The 22,948-nt window shown below is 40.9% G+C and carries 21 protein-coding genes and 1 tRNA gene; 19 read left to right on the forward strand and 3 right to left on the reverse strand.

Annotated features, from left to right (window positions below; translation table 11 throughout):
• Positions 1 to 90 precede the first annotated feature (90 nt).
• The 19 genes from SNAG_RS04555 (at position 91) to SNAG_RS04645 (ending at position 20,617) form a co-directional block, all read left to right on the forward strand.
• Positions 91 to 450, forward strand: coding sequence for a YbaN family protein (locus SNAG_RS04555; protein WP_096406939.1), 360 nt, complete (start codon positions 91 to 93; stop codon positions 448 to 450).
• Positions 451 to 542: 92 nt separating this feature from the next.
• A complete protein-coding gene (locus tag SNAG_RS04560; RefSeq protein WP_096406941.1) occupies positions 543 to 1,175 on the forward strand; it encodes a copper homeostasis protein CutC in 633 nt (210 codons plus the stop codon).
• 43 nt (positions 1,176 to 1,218) lie between these two features.
• Complete coding sequence (locus SNAG_RS04565; protein ID WP_096406944.1) at positions 1,219 to 1,875, forward strand: MmcQ/YjbR family DNA-binding protein; 657 nt, start codon at positions 1,219 to 1,221, stop codon at positions 1,873 to 1,875.
• Between the two features lie 314 nt (positions 1,876 to 2,189).
• Positions 2,190 to 3,752 (forward strand): 2-isopropylmalate synthase, encoded by a 1,563-nt coding sequence (locus SNAG_RS04570; protein ID WP_096406947.1) that lies wholly within the window; start codon positions 2,190 to 2,192, stop codon positions 3,750 to 3,752.
• 11 nt (positions 3,753 to 3,763) lie between these two features.
• Complete coding sequence (gene leuB / locus SNAG_RS04575) at positions 3,764 to 4,801, forward strand: 3-isopropylmalate dehydrogenase (protein WP_096406949.1); 1,038 nt, start codon at positions 3,764 to 3,766, stop codon at positions 4,799 to 4,801.
• The gene (locus SNAG_RS04580; protein ID WP_096406952.1) at positions 4,798 to 5,067 is read left to right on the forward strand and encodes a DUF1294 domain-containing protein; all 270 of its coding nucleotides are present in this window, start codon (positions 4,798 to 4,800) and stop codon (positions 5,065 to 5,067) included. The genes leuB and SNAG_RS04580 overlap by 4 nt, the downstream gene beginning before the upstream one ends.
• 3 nt (positions 5,068 to 5,070) lie before the next feature.
• Positions 5,071 to 6,453 carry a 3-isopropylmalate dehydratase large subunit gene (gene leuC, locus SNAG_RS04585; protein ID WP_096406954.1) on the forward strand — a complete coding sequence of 461 codons (1,383 nt, stop codon included), beginning with the start codon at positions 5,071 to 5,073 and terminating at the stop codon, positions 6,451 to 6,453.
• Positions 6,454 to 6,462: 9 nt separating this feature from the next.
• On the forward strand, positions 6,463 to 7,056 hold the full coding sequence (leuD, locus tag SNAG_RS04590) for a 3-isopropylmalate dehydratase small subunit (protein WP_096406957.1): 594 nt from the start codon (positions 6,463 to 6,465) through the stop codon (positions 7,054 to 7,056).
• Positions 7,057 to 7,085: 29 nt separating this feature from the next.
• Positions 7,086 to 7,865, forward strand: a complete 780-nt coding sequence (locus SNAG_RS04595; protein WP_084849756.1) for an L-threonylcarbamoyladenylate synthase — start codon at positions 7,086 to 7,088, stop codon at positions 7,863 to 7,865.
• Between the two features lie 151 nt (positions 7,866 to 8,016).
• Complete coding sequence (locus SNAG_RS04600) at positions 8,017 to 9,927, forward strand: McrB family protein (RefSeq protein WP_172842389.1); 1,911 nt, start codon at positions 8,017 to 8,019, stop codon at positions 9,925 to 9,927.
• The gene (locus SNAG_RS04605; RefSeq protein ID WP_096406962.1) at positions 9,914 to 11,230 is read left to right on the forward strand and encodes an McrC family protein; all 1,317 of its coding nucleotides are present in this window, start codon (positions 9,914 to 9,916) and stop codon (positions 11,228 to 11,230) included. Before SNAG_RS04600 ends, SNAG_RS04605 begins: the two co-directional genes overlap by 14 nt.
• A gap of 169 nt (positions 11,231 to 11,399) precedes the next feature.
• Complete coding sequence (locus SNAG_RS04610; RefSeq protein ID WP_096406965.1) at positions 11,400 to 12,386, forward strand: GMP reductase; 987 nt, start codon at positions 11,400 to 11,402, stop codon at positions 12,384 to 12,386.
• Between the two features lie 66 nt (positions 12,387 to 12,452).
• Positions 12,453 to 12,524, forward strand: a tRNA-Arg gene (locus SNAG_RS04615).
• 173 nt (positions 12,525 to 12,697) lie between these two features.
• Positions 12,698 to 13,396 carry a ribonuclease III gene (gene rnc, locus SNAG_RS04620; protein ID WP_096406967.1) on the forward strand — a complete coding sequence of 233 codons (699 nt, stop codon included), beginning with the start codon at positions 12,698 to 12,700 and terminating at the stop codon, positions 13,394 to 13,396.
• On the forward strand, positions 13,387 to 16,926 hold the full coding sequence (smc, locus tag SNAG_RS04625) for a chromosome segregation protein SMC (RefSeq protein WP_096406970.1): 3,540 nt from the start codon (positions 13,387 to 13,389) through the stop codon (positions 16,924 to 16,926). The genes rnc and smc overlap by 10 nt, the downstream gene beginning before the upstream one ends.
• Positions 16,927 to 17,069: 143 nt before the next feature.
• On the forward strand, positions 17,070 to 18,020 hold the full coding sequence (locus SNAG_RS04630; RefSeq protein ID WP_096406972.1) for a bifunctional riboflavin kinase/FAD synthetase: 951 nt from the start codon (positions 17,070 to 17,072) through the stop codon (positions 18,018 to 18,020).
• A gap of 136 nt (positions 18,021 to 18,156) precedes the next feature.
• Positions 18,157 to 18,930 carry a nucleotidyltransferase domain-containing protein gene (locus SNAG_RS04635; protein WP_096406975.1) on the forward strand — a complete coding sequence of 258 codons (774 nt, stop codon included), beginning with the start codon at positions 18,157 to 18,159 and terminating at the stop codon, positions 18,928 to 18,930.
• A gap of 8 nt (positions 18,931 to 18,938) precedes the next feature.
• A complete protein-coding gene (locus tag SNAG_RS04640) occupies positions 18,939 to 19,988 on the forward strand; it encodes a hypothetical protein (protein ID WP_096406977.1) in 1,050 nt (349 codons plus the stop codon).
• A 17-nt stretch (positions 19,989 to 20,005) separates the two neighbouring features.
• Entirely contained in the window at positions 20,006 to 20,617 is a 612-nt protein-coding gene (locus tag SNAG_RS04645) for a tetratricopeptide repeat protein (protein ID WP_096406980.1), read from the forward strand.
• A gap of 20 nt (positions 20,618 to 20,637) precedes the next feature.
• On the opposite strand, the gene SNAG_RS04650 is transcribed toward SNAG_RS04645, so the two are convergent.
• The 3 genes from SNAG_RS04650 to SNAG_RS09960 are packed head-to-tail and all read right to left on the reverse strand — an operon-like array spanning position 20,638 to position 22,487.
• Positions 20,638 to 21,453, reverse strand: a complete 816-nt coding sequence (locus tag SNAG_RS04650) for a TIGR03943 family putative permease subunit (RefSeq protein WP_096406982.1) — start codon at positions 21,451 to 21,453, stop codon at positions 20,638 to 20,640.
• Complete coding sequence (locus SNAG_RS04655) at positions 21,450 to 22,355, reverse strand: permease (RefSeq protein WP_096406985.1); 906 nt, start codon at positions 22,353 to 22,355, stop codon at positions 21,450 to 21,452. Before SNAG_RS04655 ends, SNAG_RS04650 begins: the two co-directional genes overlap by 4 nt.
• Positions 22,356 to 22,487 carry an SPJ_0845 family protein gene (locus tag SNAG_RS09960; protein ID WP_000268696.1) on the reverse strand — a complete coding sequence of 44 codons (132 nt, stop codon included), beginning with the start codon at positions 22,485 to 22,487 and terminating at the stop codon, positions 22,356 to 22,358.
• Positions 22,488 to 22,948 lie beyond the last annotated feature (461 nt).

Raw genomic sequence — 22,948 nt, forward strand, 5'->3', positions numbered from 1 at the left:
AATAAATTTCAGGCTCTTTTTACTTGAAGCTTGACAAATTTCCTCACTTTGTGGGAAACTAGTAGAAGATTATTTCAATTAGGAGAAGACATGCGTATTATTTACCTCAGTATTGGTTTTATTTTTTTGGCTCTAGCTCTTGTAGGTGTTGTCCTGCCGCTCTTGCCAACAACGCCCTTCCTTTTGCTATCAATTGCTTGCTTTTCCAAGTCTTCAAAGAGATTTGAAGACTGGCTTTATCACACCAAGCTCTATCAGACTTATGTAGCTGACTTTCGCGAGACCAAGTCAATAGCGCGAGAACGAAAGAAAAAAATCATCGTATCTATCTATATCTTGATGGGGATTTCTATCTATTTTGCCCCTCTTTTGCCAGTCAAAATCGGTCTGGGAGCCTTGACTATCTTTATCACCTACTATCTCTTTAAAGTCATTCCTGACAAAGAATAGATAAAAATAGTAGTTATTTGCCTTGATAAAAATGAAAGCATATTTAAATAATATGATATAATAAATTAAAAGTAATCTTCAAGGAGAATCAAATGATTTACGAATTTTGTGCTGAAAATGTGACCTTGCTTGAAAAAGCGATGCAGGCTGGGGCTCGTCGAATCGAACTTTGTGATAATTTAGCAGTTGGCGGGACAACACCAAGCTATGGAGTAACCAAGGCAGCTGTTGAATTGGCAGCTAACTACGATACGACCATCATGACCATGATTCGTCCACGTGGTGGCGATTTTGTTTATCATGAATTGGAAATTGCCATCATGCTCGAAGACATTCGTTTAACTGCTCAAGCAGGTAGCCAAGGGGTTGTCTTTGGTGCTCTAACTGCTGATAAGAAGTTGGATAAGGCTAATCTTGAAAAATTAATCGCCGCATCAAAAGGAATGGAAATTGTCTTCCACATGGCCTTTGATGAATTGGGCGATGAAGACCAGTTGGAAGCCATTGACTGGCTCAGCCAAGCTGGTGTCACTCGTATTTTGACTCGTGCTGGCGTATCTGGTGACTCGTTAGAAAAACGTTTTGCCCACTATCACAGAATTTTGGAACATGCAAAAGGTAAAATTGAAATCTTACCAGGCGGAGGGATTGACTTGGACAACCGTCAAACCTTTATCGACCAACTGGGCGTGACGCAACTTCACGGTACTAAGGTTGTCTTTTAAAAAATAGAAAGGAACTGCTAGCTTTGGGTAGCAGTTTTCACTTATGTTTGATATTTTTAAATCCTATCAGTTTAATCAAGAAAAAGCCAATGCTTATGATTTTATAGAAAATGAGGGAGTCTGGAGCGACACTTTCCAGATTTTGGATGGAGACTTTGTCATGACTGTGTCCATCACAACGGATAATGTGAGCTTTCAAGTTTTTGATCAGGAGACTGGTGACCTTTATCCTCAAGTTCATATGGAAAGCATGAGAGGGACTTTTGTTGGAAGTGTCCGTCAAGCCTGTCTGGAGATTCTCTATCAGATTCGGAAGGCTTGTTTTGATGTGCAGGATTTTATCTGCCCTCAGACTAAGCGCATCATTGCTCAAGTTCAAGAAAAGTATGGTGATCAGTTGGAATATCTATGGGAAAAATCGCCTGATACAGCTGTATTACGTCATGAAGATAGTCAAAAGTGGTATGCTGTTTTAATGAGAATTCCTTGGGATAGGCTAGATAAGGCAAGAGAAGGGCAAGTGGAAGCCGTCAACCTCAAACATGACTGCGTTGCTGACTTACTCTCACAAAAGGGCATTTATCCTGCCTTTCATATGAACAAACGTTACTGGATTAGTCTTGCTCTTGATGATAGTTTATCGGATAACGAAGTTCTAGATTTGCTAGAAATCAGTTGGAATTTGACATTGAAAAAGTAAGGAAATTCCCTTGTGTTTTCAAATACTTTCAATTAGCAAAATATTCTTTACTGAAGAAATTTTCAGAAAATATTGGATTTTTTCTTGACAAGAGATTTTTCCTATGATAAAATACTTAACAAGACATCAAACGAAGGAGAAAGTCAAACATGAAAACAGCTAAGTTTAATCAATTTGCTTTGTTGTTGAGGTACTCGGGCTAGTGCAGAAGCATTAGTCCTGTTTGGCTTACCAAGCGGGAGTAAATCAACATCTCGCTTGGGTTTCCGAGCGAGATGTTTTTTCTATACTGAAATTTTGAAGGGGGAATTCTCATGCGTAGAGTTGAGTTTTTAGATACCAGTCTCCGTGATGGTGAGCAGACACCAGGCGTTAACTTTTCAATCAAGGAAAAGGTCGCCATTGCAAGACAGCTGGAGAAATGGGGGATTTCGGCTATCGAAGCTGGTTTTCCAGCGGCGAGTCCAGATTCATTTACAGCAGTTCAGGAGATTGCCAAGGTCTTGAAGAAAACATCGGTGACAGGTTTGGCCCGTTCGGTCAAGTCTGATATAGATGCTTGTTATGAGGCGCTAAAGGATGCCAAGTATCCTCAGGTTCACGTCTTTATCGCGACCAGTCCGATTCACCGTAAGTATAAGCTCAATAAGAGCAAGGAAGAGATTTTGGAAGCAATCAGTGAACATGTTTCTTATGCTCGTTCTAAGTTTGAAATTGTCGAATTTTCTCCAGAGGATGCGACCAGAACAGAATTGGATTTCCTCTTGCAAGTTGTTCAGACAGCTGTGGATGCAGGTGCGACCTACATCAATATCCCTGACACGGTTGGATTTACGACGCCAGAGGAATATGGTGCCATCTTCAAATACTTAATTGAGAATGTCAAGACCGATCGTCAGATTATCTATTCTCCTCACTGTCATGATGATCTCGGAATGGCAGTAGCTAATAGTCTTGCTGCTGTTAAGAATGGAGCAGGACGAGTCGAAGGAACCATCAATGGTATCGGGGAGCGAGCTGGCAATGCTGCTTTGGAAGAAATTGCAGTGGCGCTTAATATTCGCCAAGATTACTACCAAGCAGAAACCAGTATTGTCCTAAACGAAACCATCAATACGTCAGAAATGGTTTCTCGCTTCTCAGGTATTCCAGTTCCTAAAAACAAGGCGGTTGTTGGAGGAAATGCCTTCTCTCATGAATCGGGTATTCACCAAGATGGAGTCCTTAAAAATCCTCTTACCTATGAAATTATTACACCTGAATTGGTTGGTGTCAAGAGTAACAGTCTTCCGCTTGGAAAATTGTCCGGTCGCCACGCTTTTGTAGAAAAACTAAGAGATTTGGCTCTAGACTTTACTGAAGAAGATATCAAACCACTCTTTGCTAAGTTCAAGGCACTAGCGGACAAAAAGCAAGAAATCACAGATGCAGATATTCGTGCTCTGGTAGCTGGAATCATGGTTGAAAACCCAGAAGGCTTTCACTTTGATGATTTACAACTTCAAACCCATGCGGATAAAGACATTGAAGCAATTGTCAGCCTTGCTAATATGGATGGTGAGAAGGTTGAGTTTAATGCGACCGGACAAGGTTCTGTAGAGGCAATCTTCAACGCTATCGATAAGTTCTTCAATCAATCCGTTCGCTTGGTGTCTTACACAATTGATGCGGTGACAGATGGGATCGATGCCCAGGCTCGTGTCTTGGTCACTGTTGAAAACAGAGATACAGAAACCATCTTTAACGCGGCAGGTCTTGACTTCGATGTATTGAAGGCTTCGGCGATTGCTTATATCAATGCCAATACCTTTGTTCAAAAGGAGAATGCTGGTGAGATGGGGCACAGCGTTTCCTACCGAGACATGCCTAGTGTGTAAAGGAGAAGGCTATGGCAAAGAAAATAGTAGCTTTAGCAGGGGATGGAATCGGTCCAGAAATTATGGAAGCTGGTTTAGCGGTTCTGGAAGCTTTAGCCGAAAAAACCAACTTTGACTATGAGATAGATAGACGCCCCTTTGGAGGTGCAGGTATTGATGCTGAGGGGCATCCCTTACCTGATGAGACTCTCAAGGCATGTAGAGAAGCAGATGCTATTCTCCTAGCGGCTATTGGTAGTCCCCAGTATGATGGGGCAGCGGTTCGGCCTGAACAAGGCTTGCTTACTCTTCGTAAGGAACTCAATCTCTATGCTAATATTCGCCCCGTAAAAATATTTGAAAGTCTCAAACATTTGTCACCTCTCAAACCTGAACGAATTGCTGGTGTGGACTTTGTCGTGGTGCGTGAGTTGACAGGAGGTATTTACTTCGGTGACCATATCCTTGAAGAGCGCAAAGCGCGTGATATCAACGACTACAGTTATGAGGAAGTGGAGCGGATTATTCGCAAGGCCTTTGAAATTGCAAAAAATCGAAGAAAAATCCTTACCAGCATCGACAAGCAAAATGTTCTAGCGACATCAAAACTCTGGCGCAGAGTGGCTGAGGAGGTTGCCAAGGATTTCCCAGATGTGACCTTGGAACACCAGTTGGTGGACTCAGCTGCCATGCTTATGATTACCAATCCTGCTAAATTTGATGTCATCGTGACAGAAAATCTTTTTGGAGATATTCTATCAGATGAATCAAGCGTTCTATCTGGCACACTTGGTGTCATGCCATCTGCTAGTCACTCTGAAAATGGCCCAAGTCTCTATGAGCCCATTCACGGTTCGGCACCTGATATTGCTGGTCAGGGAATTGCCAATCCTATTTCCATGATTTTATCAGTAGCCATGATGTTGAGAGATAGTTTTGGATGTTTTGAGGATGCAGAGCGTATCGAGCATGCTGTAGAAGCCAGTTTGGCAGCAGGAATTTTAACGAGAGATATAGGAGGAAAGGCTTCTACCAAGGAAATGACGGAAGCCATCATTGAAAGACTATGAAGATAAACGAAGGAATTACCGTTACTCTTTTGATTTGGAATCTTTTGATATTTATAATCTATGGCATTGACAAATCCAAGGCAAGAAGAGGTGCTTGGCGCGTCCCAGAGAAAATTCTCTTGACGATAGCACTTGTCTGTGGTGGATTTGGTGCCTGGTTAGCAGGAATGATCTTTCATCACAAGACTCGAAAATGGTATTTTAAAACGGTTTGGTTCCTTGGCATGGTAACCACACTAGTAGCCCTATATTTCATTTGGAGGTAATGGATGGCAGGAAAATCGATTTTTGATAAATTATGGGAACGTCATGTCATCACAGGAGAAGAGGGGCAGCCCCAACTCATGTATGTGGACCAGCACTATATTCATGAAGTGACTAGTCCCCAAGCTTTTCAAGGATTACGAGATGCAGGACGCAGATTGAGACGACCAGACTTGACATTTGGAACTTTTGACCACAATGTACCAACTGTCAATATCTACGATATTCGAGATGTGATTTCTAAGGCTCAAATTGATAAGCTTGCTGAAAATGTTGAGGAGTTTGGGATTGAACATGCTGCCCACGGTTCTGAAAAGCAGGGAATCGTTCACATGGTAGGTCCAGAAACAGGACGGACGCAACCAGGAAAATTCATCGTCTGTGGCGATAGCCATACAGCTACCCACGGAGCTTTCGGAGCTATCGCCTTTGGGATTGGGACTAGTGAGGTTGAGCATGTCTTCGCTACCCAGACCCTCTGGCAGGTCAAACCCAAGAAAATGCTGGTAGAATTCACTGGTGTTCCTCAAAAAGGAGTTTATTCCAAGGATTACATTCTCGCCTTGATTGCCAAGTACGGCGTTGCTTGTGGTGTAGGCTATGTGGTGGAATATCGTGGGCAAGCGATTGATGCTCTGACCATGGAAGAGCGAATGACCATCTGCAATATGTCCATCGAGTTTGGCTCTAAAATGGGCATTATGAATCCAGATCAGACCACTTTTGACTATCTCAAGGGACGAGAATGTGTTCCAGAGGATTTCGAGGAGGCGGTGGCTGATTGGAAAACCCTTGTCAGCGATGAGGATGCTGTCTATGATAAGGTTATCCAGATGGATGTCTCAGACTTGGCTCCCATGGTGACCTGGGGAACCAATCCTGCTATGGGTGTTGACTTTGACAGTAGCTTCCCAGAAATTAAGGATATGAATGATGAGCGAGCGTACAATTACATGGACTTGGAGCCTGGTCAAAAGCCAGCAGATATTGAACTAGGTTATATCTTTATCGGATCTTGTACCAATGCTCGTCTCAGTGACTTGCAACTGGCTGCGCGATTTGTCAAAGGGAAGAAAATTGCTCCCAATCTAACAGCAATTGTAGTTCCAGGCTCTCGTCCTGTGAAACGAGCCGCTGAGAAGTTGGGCTTGGATAAGGTCTTCTTAGATGCTGGCTTTGAGTGGAGAGACCCAGGTTGCTCCATGTGCCTGGGGATGAATCCTGACAAGGTCCCTGATGGTGTACACTGTGCCTCAACCAGTAACCGCAATTTTGAAGATAGACAGGGATTTGGTGCTAAGACCCATCTCTGCAGTCCAGCCATGGCAGCTGCAGCGGCTATCGCAGGGCGCTTCGTAGATGTTCGGAAAATGCCAGAGGCCCAGTAAGGAGAGGATATGGAGAAATTTACAGTTTATACGGGAACGACCGTTCCTCTCATGAATGATAACATTGATACTGACCAAATCCTTCCCAAGCAGTTTCTCAAGTTAATTGATAAGAAAGGCTTTGGTAAGTATCTCATGTATGCTTGGCGTTATCTGGACGATAACTACACTGAGGATCCAGACTTTGTCTTTAACCGACCTGAATATCGAAAAGCCAGTATCCTCATCTCAGGGGATAACTTTGGGGCAGGTTCTTCGAGAGAACACGCAGCTTGGGCTCTAGCCGACTATGGTTTTAAGGTTGTGATTGCAGGATCTTTCGGAGACATTCATTACAATAATGAACTCAATAATGGCATGTTGCCCATTGTCCAGCCCAGAGATGTTCGAGAGAAACTAGCCCAACTCAAACCGACTGACCAGGTAACTGTGGACTTGGAACAACAGAAAATCATCTCACCAGTTGGAGAATTCACTTTTGAAATTGATAGCGAATGGAAACACAAACTCTTAAATGGTTTGGATGATATCGGTATTACTTTGCAGTATGAAGATTTGATTGCTGCTTATGAAAAACAACGCCCAGCCTATTGGCAGGAATAGAATAAAAATAGAAAAGGAACTATAGAACTATGACAAAACACATTCAATGGAACGGAACACTTTCTCAAGAAGGCTATGACATTTTAAAAGGTGAGGGCGGATGTATCGTTTGCCCCACAAAAGTTGGTTACATTATCATGACGAGCGATAAGGCAGGTCTTGAACGCAAATTTGAAGCTAAAGAGCGTAACCGTAACAAACCAGGTGTTGTGCTTTGTGGTAGCATGGACGAGCTACGCGCTTTAGCACAACTCAACCCAGAAATTGAAGCCTTCTACCAAAAACATTGGGACGAAGACATTCTCCTTGGTTGTATCCTTCCTTGGAAACCAGAAGCTTTTGAAAAACTCAAAGCATACGGTGATGGCCGTGAAGAACTCATGACTGACGTTCGTGGTACTAGCTGTTTTGTCATCAAGTTTGGTAAAGCTGGTGAACAGTTGGCTGCAAAACTTTGGGAAGAAGGCAAGATGGTCTATGCCTCATCAGCTAACCCATCTGGTAAAGGAAACCGTGGTAAGGTGGAAGGTATCGGTCAACGTATCGAAGGAGCAGTGGACCTTGTCATCGAAGCAGACGACTATGTGGCATCTATCCAACCTGACAAAACGATTGAAACTCGCTACGAGCAAGGTGTGATGGTATCTATGGTTGATAAAGATGGTAAGCTCATCCCAGAACAAGGAGGAGACCGTTCAATCTCACCAGCACCAGTCGTGATCCGTAAAGGACTTGACATTGATAAAATCATGATGCATTTGTCAGATACCTTTAACTCATGGGACTACCGTCAGGGTGAGTATTACTAAGATAAAAAAGAGTCTAGTGTTAAGAGGGAATAAAACCCTCTACTCTAGGCTTTTTCTTTAGAAATTCTTTTCATTTCCCATAGGATATGATATTCTATATATGAAATATATAGTTTTTTATTCGAACATTATTATAAAAGGAGTAAGATTGATGGATAAAAGAAAGGTTAGCTTGGAAGATTTTTATGCTTGGTATCAAGAAAATAAAATAAGATTAAGAGAAGATGCATTTAAATATAGTGTTCACAATGAAAAATTACGTGAAGAATTTCTTAAAGAATGGCCACTTGATAGAATTTTAACCATGTCTATCGATGAATACGTCATTGGGAAAGGTGCTAAAAGTAATTCTTTTTGCTATGCTCTTGAGATAGGAAAGTACCAATCATTATTTATGGGGATTGGTGGAGGAGGTTCTTCAAAATTTGGTATTTATTGGAATGAGGATACCAAAAGCTATAAGAATCAAGCAAATAAAATCATTCCAGAATCAGAACTAGAAGACCGATTTAACAAATTAAAATCGGATTTGTATGAGATCATCCAAGCTGGTAGAATGTTGGATTTCAATAATCCTATCTTTGACATGAAACAGTCAAAGAATGAATTTATTAGGCGTTCTGCAGTGGTAACAAAACTACTTTGTATTTATTCTGAGAATCCTTCTTTTTTAGGAGTAAATATGAATAGTCAAAATGAATTTTGGAATAGGTTGATTCCCCAAAGCAATCAAGGAGGGCCCTATCGTCAGAATCATGAGATTTGTAAACTGTTTTCTAAAACATATCCTGAACTAGAATCTTCAATGTTGGGTAGTATTTTATTTGAATATTCAAAAGATTTTATAGACAGTGATAATAAGCAAGGAGAGAAAGAAATGTCTGAACAAAATAATATTCATCATCCCTTGAGTAATATCTTGTTACAATCCAAAAACCTCATCCTCCGTGGTGCTCCTGGCACAGGAAAAACTTATCTTGCTAAAGAAATTGCGGCAGAGCTAACGGGTGGTAATGAAGATCAAATCGGCTTTGTACAGTTTCACCCATCTTATGATTATACGGATTTTGTAGAGGGTTTGAGACCGGTATCAAATGGCGATGGAGCTATTGAGTTTAGGCTACAGGATGGTATTTTTAAAGATTTTTGTCAGAAAGCAAAAGAAGCCCAATTGATTGGAGGACAAGATAATTTTGATGAAGCTTGGGATTCTTACTTAGAATATATAAATGTTGCTGAAGAAAAAGAATATATAACAAAAACATCTTACTTATCTGTCAATAGTAGACAAAATTTGTCAGTAAATTATGATAGTGGTGTTCCAGGATGGTCACTACCTCGCAAATATGTTTACGAGTTGTATAAAGATAAAAATTATAATAAGCAAGAATACTACAAAAGTGGTGGAAGAACTGTCCTAGAAATATTGAGAAAGAGATTTGGTCTGAAAGAATACCTTTCTCCAACAGAGGTTGACACAGACAAGAAATTCGTTTTCATCATCGATGAGATCAATCGTGGGGAGATTTCTAAAATTTTTGGCGAACTCTTTTTCTCTATCGACCCTGGTTATCGTGGTGAAAAGGGAAGTGTTTCTACCCAATATGCCAATCTACACGAAACTGATGAAAAGTTTTATATCCCTGAAAATGTCTACATCATCGGAACTATGAATGATATTGATCGTTCAGTGGATACCTTTGATTTTGCTATGCGTCGTCGTTTTCGTTTTGTTGAAGTTACTGCTGAAAGTCAAGTTGCTATGTTGGATAAAGAACTGGGTATTCATGCTGAAGAAGCTAAAACTCGACTAAGGAACTTGAATGTTGCTATCGAAAATGTTCAGGAGCTAAACAGTCATTATCATATCGGACCAAGTTATTTCCGTAATTTAAAAGAATTGGATTATGATTATGAATTACTCTGGTCTGATTATCTCAAACCACTTTTGGAAGATTACTTGCGTGGTTCTTATGAAGAAGACGAAATACTGAATACTTTGAAAAAAGCATATGATTTGACAAATCAGCAAGATATTGGTGATGACGATGCAGTTAACTGACAATCAACAGGCCTTAAACAAAGAAGAGTTTATCACAGAATATCCTAAAATTAGTCAAGTTCTTTTAGATAGAACTCTAGATAATCTTTCTCAAGAAGATAGTATCTTTATATTTCCAAACGACCTGAAAAATTCTCCTGATTTGGATAAGGACCAAAAGATTTTGGAAACAGTCAATCAGAAAATTAAAACAGGGAATGTGATTGGATTTCTGGGGTGTGGTCAGGAGAGATTAACCATTTCTTCTCGCTTTTCGAGTAAAAGTGATGACTATTTTTTGCATTATCTATTGCAGAAAGTTCTAAATATCAATCTCACTAGTTTGGATGTTGGTTTATCGCGCGAGGAAAGACTCTATCAGCTTTTAATCTACCTCTTTCCAAAGTATCTGCAAGTCGCTCTCCGAAAAGGTCTTTATAAGGAATACCAAAGATTTTCTCATAACGATAGTCATGTAAAGGGAGTGATTGATGTAAGAAATCATCTCAAGAAAAACCTTCCTTTTATGGGAAATGTTGCCTACACAACGAGAGAATTCACCTATGATAATCCCCTCATGCAGTTGATCCGTCACACTATTGAATACATTAAAAACCAGAAAGGCATTGGTCAAGGAGTATTTGATAATCTCTTAACTAGTCGTGAAAATGTATCTGAAATCGTGCGTGTAACGCCCTCTTATAAACTAGCTAATCGTGCCAAGATTATCAGAATGAATAAAATCAAACCTATTCGACACGCCTATTTCAGAGAGTATAGAAAGTTACAGGAGCTTTGCCTGATGATCCTAAATAGAGAGAAGCATGGGTTAGGATATCAAGAGCAAAAAATCCATGGTATTCTTTTTGATGTTGCTTGGCTTTGGGAAGAATATGTTCATACCTTGTTGCCAAAAGATTTCATCCATCCACGAAATAAGGATAAGACGGACGGAATTTCAGTATTTTCTAATCGTGAAAGAAAAGTATTTCCAGATTTTTATCATAAAGAGTTAAAAATAGTTTTAGATGCTAAATATAAAGAACTGGAGTTCACTGAAAAAGGAATCAACCGTGAGGACTTATTCCAGCTGATTTCCTATTCTTATATTTTAAAAGCTGAGAAAGCTGGTCTTGTTTTTCCGAGCAAGGACAAGGTTATTGATATTGAAATAGGAAAGCTAGCAGGTTATGGAGCTTTGTTGAAGAAGTGGTCTATTCGAATACCTCAGAATGCCTCATCCTATAGTGCATTTTGTGAAATGATGGAAAATTCAGAAGAAAATTTTAAAGCGCTTATTGATGAAGAAGTGGGGAGAAACTAATCTCCTCATTTTTTATCTTAAAATCATAAAAAACGAACATTATTGTTTTATAATTGAAATTATTTGACAAAAACTGTACTTTGGTTTATAATGAATCAAGGAAACGTCGCAAAAGGCGTAGGGATGCGCAAGCATAGGTAGGTCATTACAAGAGAAGCGAGACATCGATATGTTAAATGAATTTCCAATTTTTGATTACGAAGATATTCAGTTGATCCCTAATAAATGTGTCATTAAAAGCCGTGCAGAAGCGGATACAAGTGTCACACTTGGAAATCACACTTTCAAACTACCTGTTGTACCAGCCAACATGCAGACGATTTTGGATGAGAATGTCGCAGAGCAACTGGCTAAAGGCGGATACTTCTACATTATGCACCGTTTTGATGAGGCGGGACGCATTCCTTTTATCAAACGCATGCACGTTCAAGGGCTCATTGCTTCCATTTCTGTTGGTGTCAAGGATTACGAGTATGACTTTGTTAGCCAGCTCAAAGCTGATGCTCCGGAATATATCACGATTGATATTGCTCATGGTCATGCAGATAGTGTGATTTCAATGATTCAGCACATCAAGAAAGAATTGCCAGATACTTTTGTCATTGCTGGAAATGTGGGAACACCAGAAGCTGTACGTGAATTGGAAAATGCAGGTGCGGATGCTACCAAGGTTGGAATTGGTCCTGGTAAGGTTTGTATCACCAAGGTTAAGACTGGTTTTGGTACAGGTGGTTGGCAGTTGGCAGCACTACGCTGGTGTGCTAAGGCAGCTCGTAAACCAATCATCGCTGATGGTGGGATTCGTACTCATGGCGATATTGCCAAGTCTATCCGTTTCGGTGCTAGCATGGTTATGATTGGTTCTCTTTTTGCAGGACATATCGAAAGCCCAGGAAAGACGATTGAAGTCGACGGCGAACAGTTCAAAGAATACTATGGTTCAGCTTCACAATACCAAAAAGGAGCTTATAAAAACGTGGAGGGAAAACGCATCTTACTTCCTGCAAAAGGGTATTTGCAAGATACCCTTACCGAGATGGAGCAGGATCTGCAGAGTGCCATTTCCTACGCAGGTGGACGCAAGGTTGCCGACCTTAAACATGTTGATTATGTGATCGTGAAAAACTCTATCTGGAACGGAGATGCGTCCCACTAATGGACGCATACTCCACCCCAAAAAACTTGTTATTAGAGCAAATTTCTGTTATAATAAGACAAGTTTCCACCCTTAGTGTAATGGATATCACGTAAGATTCCGGTTCTTGAGATGGGGGTTCGATTCCCTCAGGGTGGATGTAAACAGCCTAAAAAAGCCTTATTTAAAGGCTTTTTTCTTTATACTGCCCCTAAAATTGAAAATTGTCTTCTAAAAAATGCTCAATTCCCCTCCAGTCCCGTTTTAAAGTGACTCAGGGTGCTTTTTTTGATATAATAAGAGGGACTGTTATCAGTTAGAAAGAGGTTGGTATGAAAGAATTACAAACTGTACTGAAAGACCGTTTTGCAATCGAATTTGCAGATAAAAAGCTACTAGAAACTGCCTTTACTCATACGAGTTATGCTAATGAGCATCGCCTCTTAAAAATTTCACACAATGAGCGCTTGGAATTTTTAGGAGACGCTGTTCTGCAATTATTGATTTCAGAATATCTGTATAAAAAATATCCTAAGAAACCAGAGGGCGATTTGTCCAAGCTCCGTGCTATGATTGTCCGTGAGGAGAGTTTGGCTGGTTTTGCGCGTGATTGCCAGTTTGATCAGTTTATCAAGCTAGGAAAAGGGGAAGAAAAGTCTGGTGGGCGCAATCGTGACACCATTCTTGGCGATGCCTTTGAAGCCTTTCTGGGAGCATTGCTTTTAGACAAGGATGTTGCTAGAGTAAAAGAGTTCATCTATCAAGTCATGATCCCCAAGGTTGAAGCAGGTGACTTTGAAATGATTAAGGATTATAAGACACACCTGCAAGAGCTACTCCAGGTCAATGGCGATGTGGATATTCGTTACCAGGTGACCTCTGAAACGGGACCTGCTCATGATAAGATTTTTGATGTAGAAGTCCTGGTTGAAGGCAAGAGTATTGGAAAAGGCCAAGGGCGTTCTAAAAAATTAGCTGAGCAAGAGGCCGCAAAAAATGCAGTTGAGAAAGGGCTGGATTCATGTATTTAAAGGAGATTGAGATTCAGGGATTCAAGTCCTTTGCTGACAAGACTAAGGTAGTCTTTGACCAAGGTGTGACAGCTGTCGTTGGGCCCAATGGATCTGGAAAGTCAAATATCACAGAAAGTCTGCGATGGGCCTTGGGGGAGTCCAGTGTCAAGAGCCTTCGTGGTGGCAAGATGCCCGATGTCATTTTTGCTGGGACTGAAAGTCGGAAACCATTGAACTATGCTTCTGTTGTCGTAACCTTGGATAATGAAGATGGTTTTATCAAGGATGCGGGGCAGGAAATCAAGGTAGAGCGCCATATCTATCGTAGTGGTGATAGCGAGTATCGGATTGATGGTAAGAAAGTCCGTCTGCGTGATGTACATGACCTCTTCTTGGATACCGGTTTGGGACGGGATTCCTTCTCTATTATTTCCCAAGGGAAGGTTGAGGAGATTTTTAATTCCAAGCCTGAAGAACGCCGTGCCATTTTTGAAGAAGCTGCTGGAGTTTTAAAGTACAAAACTCGAAGAAAAGAAACAGAGAGCAAACTGCAACAAACTCAGGACAACCTAGACCGCTTAGAGGATATTATCTATGAGTTGGACAATCAAATCAAGCCCCTTGCAAAACAAGCCGAGAATGCTCGTAAGTTTCTAGACTTGGATGGTCAACGCAAGGCTATTTACTTGGATGTTTTGGTCGCTCAGATTAAGGAAAACAAGGCTGAACTAGAGCTGACGGAAGAAGAACTAACTCAGGTTCAGGAACTTTTGACTAGTTATTATCAAAAGCGTGAAGAGTTAGAAGAAGAAAATCAAGGTCTTAAAAAGAAACGCCAAGATCTCCAAGCTCAAATGTCCAAAGACCAAGGAAGTTTGATGGATCTGACGAATCTGATAAGTGATTTAGAACAAAAATTAGCCCTATCAAAACTGGAGTCCGAGCAAGTAGCCCTCAATCAACAAGAAGCACAAGCCCGTTTGGCGACTTTGGAAGACAAGAGAAAGGCGCTAAGTAAGGAAAAGGTTGAAAAAGAAGCGAACCTGGAACAGTTAGAGGAAAGTCTAGCTGAAAACAACAAGGAACTCAATCGTTTAGAAGCGGAGTTGTTGGCATTTTCAGATGATCCTGACCAAATGATCGAGCTCCTGCGTGAACGTTTTGTTGCGCTTTTACAAGAAGAAGCGGATGTCTCAAACCAACTGACCCGCATCGAGAATGAGTTGGAAAACAGCCGTCAGCTGTCTCAAAAACAAGCAGATCAACTTGAGAAATTGAAAGAACAGCTTGCTACAGCTAAAGAGAAGGCTAGTCAGCAAAAAGACGAGCTTGAAACCGCCAAGGAGCAGGTTCAGAAATTATTGGCAGACTACCAAGCCAGTGCCAAGGAACAAGAGGAACAGAAAGTTTCTTACCAAGCCCAGCAGAGCCAACTCTTTGACCGTCTGGATAGTCTCAAAAATAAGCAGGCTAGAGCCCAAAGTTTGGAAAACATCCTTAGGAATCATAGTAACTTTTACGCAGGTGTTAAGAGTGTTCTCCAAGAAAAAGACCGCCTAGGTGGGATTATTGGTGCAGTTAGTGAACATTTGACCTTTGATGTGCGTTATCAAACTGCGTTGGAGATTGCACTTGGAGCTAGCAGTCAGCACATCATCGTAGAAGATGAGAACGCGGCGACTAAGGCTATTGATTTCCTCAAGCGCAACAGAGCCGGTCGTGCAACCTTCCTTCCATTGACAACGATCAAGGCTCGTACGATTTCTAGTCAGAATCAGGATGCTATCGCATCAAGTCCAGGCTTCCTTGGTATGGCTGATGACTTGGTGTCGTTTGACAAGAGACTAGAAGCCATTTTCAAGAACTTGCTAGCTACGACAGCGATTTTTGATACTGTAGAACATGCGAGTGCCGCAGCTCGTCAAGTTCGCTATCAGGTTCGCATGGTGACGCTTGATGGTACCGAATTGCGCACAGGTGGTTCCTACGCGGGGGGTGCCAATCGTCAAAATAACAGTATCTTCATCAAGCCAGAGCTGGAGCAATTACAAAAAGAAATTGCTAAAGAAGAAGCTGACTTGCGGTCAGAAGAAGCGAGTTTGAAGACCTTGCAAGATGAGATGGCGGTATTGGCAGAAAGATTAGAAGCTATCAAATCTCAGGGTGAGCAAGCTCGTATCCATGAGCAAGGCTTGTACCTCTCCTATCAACAAACCAATCAGCAAGTGGAAGAGTTAGAGACTCTTTGGAAACTTCAAGAAGAGGAATTAAATCGCCTATCTGAAGGAGATTGGCAAGCAGACAAGGAAAAATGCCAAGAGCGCCTTGCCAGCATTGCCAGTGAAAAGCAAAATCTGGAAGCTGAGATTGAAGAGATTAAGTCTAACAAAAATGCTATTCAAGAACGCTATCAAAACTTGCAGGAACAGATTTCTCAAGCGCGCTTGCTTAAGTCCGAACTGCAAGGACAAAAGCGGTACGAAGTGACTGATATAGAACGCTTAGGTAAGGAACTAGATAGCCTCAATCTCGAACAAAAGGAAATTCAGCGCCTTCTCCAAGAAAAGGTTGATAATCTTGAGAAGGTTGATACGGATTTGCTAAGCCAGCAGGTGGAAGAGGCCAAAACTCAGAAAGCCAATCTTCAACAAGGTCTGATTCGCAAGCAGTTTGAGTTGGATGATATCGAGGGTCAACTGGATGATATTGCCAGCCATTTGAATCAGGCTCGCCAGCAGAATGAGGAGTGGATTCGCAAGCAAACACGTGCTGAAGCTAAGAAAGAAAAGGTCAGCGAACGCTTGCGCTATCTACAAGCTCAATTAACAGACCAGTACCAGATCAGCTACACAGAGGCACTAGAAAAGGCTCATGTACTGGAAGACCTAACTCTGGCAGAGCAAGAGGTTAAGGATTTGGAGAAGTCTATTCGCTCACTGGGTCCTGTCAACTTGGACGCTATAGACCAGTATGAAGAAGTTCACAACCGTCTGGATTTCCTCAATAGCCAACGGGATGATATTTTGTCTGCGAAAAACCTGCTCCTTGAGACCATCACAGAGATGAATGATGAGGTTAAGGAACGCTTCAAATCAACCTTTGAGGCGATTCGTGAGTCCTTTAAAGTGACCTTTAGACAGATGTTTGGCGGTGGTCAGGCAGACTTGATATTGACTGAGGGTGACCTTTTAACAGCTGGTGTGGAGATTTCTGTCCAACCACCAGGTAAGAAAATTCAGTCACTCAACCTCATGAGTGGTGGTGAAAAAGCCCTATCGGCCTTGGCCTTATTGTTCTCTATCATTCGAGTCAAAACTATTCCTTTTGTTATCTTGGATGAGGTAGAGGCGGCACTAGACGAAGCCAATGTTAAACGTTTTGGGGATTACCTCAATCGCTTTGACAAGGATAGTCAGTTTATCGTTGTGACCCACCGTAAGGGAACAATGGCGGCAGCAGACTCTATCTATGGGGTTACCATGCAAGAATCAGGTGTTTCTAAGATTGTTTCGGTTAAGTTAAAAGACTTGGAAGAAACAGTAGACTAGTTACCAAATGATAGCATCTCTTAGGAGGTGCTATTTTTTAAAACTCATAGCTTGAATTGTCTATCAAGGTCAGTTCAGGCGCAAAAAACGACATTTGGGATTTCCTCTTAGCGAAAATACTTGCTCTATGATATAATAGTTTCATGATTACAACAGTACCTATTAAGAACGAAAAAGACATTGCAGTACCGGGGAAAACAGTCCTTGTCCTAGGTTATTTTGATGGCATCCACAAGGGGCATCAGAAACTTTTTGAAGTGGCCAGTAAGGCTTCGATGAAGGATTATTTGCCAGTTGTCGTGATGACCTTTACGGAGTCGCCAAAACTTGCCTTACAACCTTATCAACCTGAGCTCATGCTTCACATCGTCAATCACGAGGAACGGGAGCACAAGATGAAGTGGCACGGAGTAGAGGCTCTTTTCTTACTGGATTTTAGTAGCAAATTTGCTAGTTTAACGGGTCAAGAATTCTTTGATACTTATGTTAGAGCTTTAAAACCAGCCATTATCGTAGCGGGATTTGATTACACGTTTGGCTCAGATAAGAAAACCGCAGATGACCTGAAGGATTATTTTGATGGAGAGATTATCATTGTTCCTCCGGTCGAGGACGAAAAGGGCAAGATTAGTTCCACACGGATTCGTCAAGCTATTCTTGATGGAGATGTCAAGGAAGTCAACCATCTACTAGGCACACCTCTCCCAACCCGTGGCATGGTCGTTCATGGAAATGCCCGTGGGCGTACTATCGGTTATCCAACAGCCAATCTGGTCCTCAGAGATCGAACTTATATGCCGGCAGATGGTGTCTATGTAGTCGATGTCGAAGTGCAACGTCAGAGATATCGTGGAATGGCAAGTGTTGGAAAAAATGTTACCTTTGATGGAGAAGAGCCACGTTTTGAAGTCAACATTTTTGACTTTTCAGATGATATTTATGGTGAGACAGTCATGGTCTACTGGCTGGACCGTGTCCGTGATATGGTCAAATTTGACTCCATCGACGAGCTCGTAGACCAACTCCAGAAAGACGAAGAAATTGCTCGGAACTGGAAGGATGGAGATTCTGTCATTCAAGGGTCTCAGGTATAGAAAACGTCTGAAAAAGCTACTAGAAGGATTAGTTCTTTTCTAGTAGTTTTGAAAGTGTGATATAATACACTTTCAGTCCTCTTAGTTACCTATTTTAGCAACTATTTATGTTCAAAATTATAGACGAGGCTTTATTATGCAAACGCAAGAAGAAATGAATGTTCTGGTACCGGAAAAATTAGCAGAAATTGAGCGTGATCATGGTATCAGAGTTTTATGGGCTATTGAATCTGGTAGTCGTGCTTGGGGATTTGAGTCTCCTGATAGTGACTTTGATGTGCGATTTATCTACAAACACAAGCAGGATTTTTATCTCCGTTTGAATGAACAGCGTGATGTTATCGAGCTACCAATTGACGATACTTGGGATGTGAGTGGCTGGGATTTAGACAAGACTTTAAAACTCCTTTACAAGTCTAACCCTACACTATTTGAATGGTTACAGTCTCCAATTATTTATCAACAAACGGATTTTATTGATCGCATACGTCCACTTGCCAACCAGTATTTTTCTGAGAAAAAAATGCTGTATCATTACTTGAATACTGCTAGAACTCAAATGAATAAGTATCTTTCAGGAGACAAGGTCAAACCTAAAAAGTATTTCTATGCGCTGCGTCCTATTTTGGCCTGTCGTTGGATTGAAAAATACCATTCTGTTCCTCCAATTTTATTTGACGATTTGGTCAAAGAATTGCTTCCTGATGAGATGAAAGAGCATGTATCAAGATTGCTTGATATCAAGGTAAAGGGACCTGAGGGTATGGAAATTGATCCGATTATGCCGATCCAATACTACATCATCAAAAATATCAAAGAGTTGGATGCATACGTTCAAAGTGTTAGTGAGGAAAAGAAAGACTGGAGAGCTCTAAATCAATTTTTCCTTGAAGAATTAGAGCACGACTGAGGTTTTTTATGGGTAAATGGACATGTAAATGTGGGCAAGCTATGAATGATTACCGAGCGCCCGATCCAAATGCTTATTCAGTTTATTCAGATGAGTTGTTTGAAGAAATCATAAATAAAGCTGACGACCATAATAAAATTTCTTATGATGATATTTCTGAAGCGTCATTTTATATGTGGAAGTGCCCTGAGTGTGGTAGTTTCATGGTTTTTGGCGAAGAGGGGGATGGAGATCACTTTACTTTTTATGAGCGCCAAGAAGTAGAAAAGGTAGAGCCTCTCTTTGATCCAGATCAAGAGTTAAATCTTGTTGTGGTTGAGTTTCAGGAGGGAGGGAATGGTTATACTTATATTTGTGATGACCCAAATATCCATATAGGACACGCTGTTATTGTCCCAGTAGGGAAGGAAAATACTGAAAAAACTGCTTTAGTTGTACAGAAGTATCATGCCCTACCAAAGGATATCACTTTTCCTGTTGAAAAGTTAAAACGTGTCATTCGTAGGTATTCACATTTCGACCAACTCACTTCGAAAAACGTTTTTAGAAATATAATAAAGCTGGGAAGAATTCTTGATGCTTGCTCCAAAAATGTTAAACCTGCTAATCAGCAATATTATAGTATCAAAACTCCCTTAGGCTATTTCTGGTTAGAATTAAATGGAGTTCCAATTCCAATGAAAATTACGCAGGTTCAAGTCAAAGATACAAAGTACCAAGTAGATGGTGCCCTTTATATTAAGCCTTCAGAGATTAACTGTAGAAGATTCTATGAATTGGAGTTATGTGCAGATTTTGATATTGATGCCTCGAGATGGATCGATGTTCTCTCTGATGAAAATGTTTGGGGCAATAGCTGGGAACTAAATGGTCTTCAATTTGGAATTACTGCAGGGGAGTCTCCAGAATTTGAAGACGAAGTTGTAGCGAGAAAGTATAGTCGTGTCCCACTTTATTATGACTGGCACCCTGAATTTGAAGATTATTATGGCTTCAGTTTAGCTTGGAAAAAATACGAGTCTGATAGCGATTTGTCAATTTTTTTCTATACAACGTAAGAAGCAGGAGGATATGTATGAATCAAGCATGGGATTTATTGTTTGAGGGTAAGATTAATGAGGCTAAAAAATTAGTTGAAGCTGATTTTTTATTGGAAACTTGCACAGATTTTAGTTTGTTAAATTTGATGGGGTATATTTATCTTGAAGAGCAAAAATACAACGAGTGCTTAAGTATCTATCAGCGTTACATTGACTTAGCACGAACTAAAAGCGACCCAGAAAATGAACATATAGGCTATCATCAGTTAGCCATGGTTTATCGTGAAATGAATGAATTTCAAACAGCCCTTTTCTATATCGAAAGAGAGCAAAAAGTCATTGAAGAAGCTTTTACAGAGGATACCCTCAAATCTTCTGTTAACAATTATGAGCAAGGTTATTTACGATTAAAGTTAGGAAAAGTAGCAGAAGCATTCATGTATATGGAACAGTCCTTAAAACAAGCTTTGCAAACAGATGATTTGATTGCCCAAGCTTGTGCCTATAGAGGTTTAGGAGAGATTGGTTCGATACAAAATCCTGAAGAATCACATGAAAATTTTTTACAAGCTATCGTTCTTTTTGAAAAGGCAGGCGATCAGATTGGTGCTCAAGAGGTTAGAAAATTGCTAAATAATAAAAAGTAGCCTTGTCAGGCTACTTTTTATTAAAACACGCGATATACATAAGGATTTTCTGGTTTGTCTACTTTTGTGAAACTCTCAACTTCCAGTGTTGGGAGTTTTTGTTTGAGTTCTTTATGGTATTGGAGGGTCAGGGTTCCTTTGGCAGTGATCCAGGTATTGTCAGGATACTGGCGTGAGTTTCCCTTGGTCAAGAGTCCATATACTCCAGAGTCGGCTATACAGTGGATGATTCCAAAGCGAAAGAGGAACTGGCTATCTGGATGGCTAGGATCGTTATAGACAAAGCCTGTAAACTCTATTTTCTTTCCTTCAAACTCTTGTGGATAGTCATAGAGAACTTCCATGACCTCCATATAGTTTTCGTCTGTAACCTGAATGGTCGGCTGGGCGAGGTATTTATCAGCTGTAGCCCTCATTTCCTTTTCATAAGCAGATTTGGAAAAATAGGTACTGGTATCGGGTTTGAGGTATTGACTGGATGTTCCTTCGCTTGCCTGAATGGCTGTGTTGATTCCCTCGGCAAGTGGGAAATGATAACCTTTGGCAGATACAGTTCTCGAGTCCAAACTTACTGTCGGAAAGGCAACCCCAATCAACAGAGGTAGTGACAGTAAAAGGATACTGATTCGTCTAGCTCGACGACTTTCCAAATGGCTGTGAGAATTGATTTTCTTGATCCAGATGTAGAATTGGACCAGAGCCAACAGAAGAGAAAGGAGCATGGAAATATAGACTAGATAGGAATAGTGGAGGTTGATGTAGTGACTGAGCTTGCCAGATAGCTGCAGATAAAGGGTCAGAGCAAAATAACCTAGTAGAATGATAAATCGGATCATAGCATCACCCCCAACACGTAAGAATAAAGCAAGACAAGCACGGTCACGATGCCCATGAATTGCCAGATGAAGCGCGCTTTTAGATAGTGTTTCATCATGAGGAGATTTTTGATATCAAGCATGGGGCCAATGACCAGAAAAGCAAGGACTGGCGCTAGGCCGAAGCTCGAGAGGAGAGAAGCACCGATAAAGGCGTCCGCCTCGCTACAAAGAGAGAGGAGAAAGGCTAGAAACATGAGCAAGAGAATCGCAAGGACTGGACTTGCGCTGATAGAGGTCAAGATCCGAGTCGGGACATAGACCTGCACGATAGCCGCAAAGAGACAGCCAAAGACCAAGTAACGCCCCATATCGAAAAACTCATCAATAGCTTGTATGAAGACCTGAAATACTTTTCTAGCGGGACCCAAGTGTGAAAAGTCATGTTCATGGCAAGCGATAGAATTCTCTTTTTGAATGGGTCCTTTCCAGAAAAATCCGAGGAAAATTCCAAGCACCAAAGCAATCACAATGGCTCCAAGCGCTCGCAAAAAGGCAAGTTTTATTGAATTGCCAAAGGCAGAATATGTTGCGAAAAGAACGATAGGATTGATAATGGGAGCAGTCACCAGAAAGGGAACGGCCGTGTAGCTGGGTACTTTCTTTTCCAAAAAACGATTAATAATTGGAACGATTCCACATTCGCAAGAAGGAAAGAGAAAGCCAATGAAGGTACCAAAAAAGATCCTCCCCCAACGATTGCGAGGAAGAAACTCATAAACTTTATCAGGTGTGATATAGACCTCAATCAACCCCGAAATGAGACTCCCAATCAAGACAAAAGGAAGGGCTTCAATCATGATGGAGAGAAAAATAGCCCCCGCTTGTAATACACTAGGAGGAAGAGATTGGAAAACAGTCATCTATTTTTTCTTCTCAACTTTTTCTTTTTTGTCTTTGTCATCTGGAAAAGTGACTTGTGTTAAGTCAGGAAGTTTGGCGAATTCTTCAAACATCTTGTCCAAGTCATCCGTTTTTGTAAATTTAACAGCCATGGGCCTACCTCTTTTCTACATTCTACCTCTATTATACTATTATTTTCTTGAAAAGGGATTATTTTGATAATCAAAGAGGTAAAAAAGGGTAGGACGAAACAAGGGCTGTCCCTTATGGTATAATATCCATACCTCTGATACTTTCTTTGAGTAGTTAGCCAAACTTTTTGTTCAGTAATATACCTATTTGCTGATTAATTTCTATTGTGGTGTTAATTTCATAAACTTCAGTGTGTTTGATGAACTACTCAAAACTTATTACCGCAAAATCAATAACGCCGTTTTTAGCGGTTAGATTGTTAATAAACACTGGTAAGTTGATTGCTGGTAGGCATCCTATAAATTCGGTGCAGATCCATTTTGGTATCAATGCCCAAAAGTTTTGTTGGTTGATTTTATTGCCAAGTTTGACTAATTCTGTTTAACGTTATAGTCGTTCATAATTTCTTTATTAATTAATT

Origin of the sequence: Streptococcus sp. NPS 308, from assembly GCF_002355895.1 — a bacterium.
GTDB lineage: Bacteria > Bacillota > Bacilli > Lactobacillales > Streptococcaceae > Streptococcus.

Excerpts from the sequence above, each read along its gene's own strand:
- SNAG_RS04555 (WP_096406939.1), top strand. The coding sequence starts at position 91 with ATGCGTATTATTTACCTCAGTATTGGTTTTATTTTTTTGGCTCTAGCT.
- SNAG_RS04560 (WP_096406941.1), top strand. The coding sequence starts at position 543 with ATGATTTACGAATTTTGTGCTGAAAATGTGACCTTGCTTGAAAAAGCG.
- SNAG_RS04565 (WP_096406944.1), top strand. The coding sequence starts at position 1,219 with ATGTTTGATATTTTTAAATCCTATCAGTTTAATCAAGAAAAAGCCAAT.
- SNAG_RS04570 (WP_096406947.1), top strand. The coding sequence starts at position 2,190 with ATGCGTAGAGTTGAGTTTTTAGATACCAGTCTCCGTGATGGTGAGCAG.
- leuB (WP_096406949.1), top strand. The coding sequence starts at position 3,764 with ATGGCAAAGAAAATAGTAGCTTTAGCAGGGGATGGAATCGGTCCAGAA.
- SNAG_RS04580 (WP_096406952.1), top strand. The coding sequence starts at position 4,798 with ATGAAGATAAACGAAGGAATTACCGTTACTCTTTTGATTTGGAATCTT.
- leuC (WP_096406954.1), top strand. The coding sequence starts at position 5,071 with ATGGCAGGAAAATCGATTTTTGATAAATTATGGGAACGTCATGTCATC.
- leuD (WP_096406957.1), top strand. The coding sequence starts at position 6,463 with ATGGAGAAATTTACAGTTTATACGGGAACGACCGTTCCTCTCATGAAT.
- SNAG_RS04595 (WP_084849756.1), top strand. The coding sequence starts at position 7,086 with ATGACAAAACACATTCAATGGAACGGAACACTTTCTCAAGAAGGCTAT.
- SNAG_RS04600 (WP_172842389.1), top strand. The coding sequence starts at position 8,017 with ATGGATAAAAGAAAGGTTAGCTTGGAAGATTTTTATGCTTGGTATCAA.
- SNAG_RS04605 (WP_096406962.1), top strand. The coding sequence starts at position 9,914 with ATGCAGTTAACTGACAATCAACAGGCCTTAAACAAAGAAGAGTTTATC.
- SNAG_RS04610 (WP_096406965.1), top strand. The coding sequence starts at position 11,400 with ATGTTAAATGAATTTCCAATTTTTGATTACGAAGATATTCAGTTGATC.
- rnc (WP_096406967.1), top strand. The coding sequence starts at position 12,698 with ATGAAAGAATTACAAACTGTACTGAAAGACCGTTTTGCAATCGAATTT.
- smc (WP_096406970.1), top strand. The coding sequence starts at position 13,387 with ATGTATTTAAAGGAGATTGAGATTCAGGGATTCAAGTCCTTTGCTGAC.
- SNAG_RS04630 (WP_096406972.1), top strand. The coding sequence starts at position 17,070 with ATGATTACAACAGTACCTATTAAGAACGAAAAAGACATTGCAGTACCG.
- SNAG_RS04635 (WP_096406975.1), top strand. The coding sequence starts at position 18,157 with ATGCAAACGCAAGAAGAAATGAATGTTCTGGTACCGGAAAAATTAGCA.
- SNAG_RS04640 (WP_096406977.1), top strand. The coding sequence starts at position 18,939 with ATGGGTAAATGGACATGTAAATGTGGGCAAGCTATGAATGATTACCGA.
- SNAG_RS04645 (WP_096406980.1), top strand. The coding sequence starts at position 20,006 with ATGAATCAAGCATGGGATTTATTGTTTGAGGGTAAGATTAATGAGGCT.
- SNAG_RS04650 (WP_096406982.1), bottom strand. The coding sequence starts at position 21,453 with ATGATCCGATTTATCATTCTACTAGGTTATTTTGCTCTGACCCTTTAT.
- SNAG_RS04655 (WP_096406985.1), bottom strand. The coding sequence starts at position 22,355 with ATGACTGTTTTCCAATCTCTTCCTCCTAGTGTATTACAAGCGGGGGCT.
- SNAG_RS09960 (WP_000268696.1), bottom strand. The coding sequence starts at position 22,487 with ATGGCTGTTAAATTTACAAAAACGGATGACTTGGACAAGATGTTTGAA.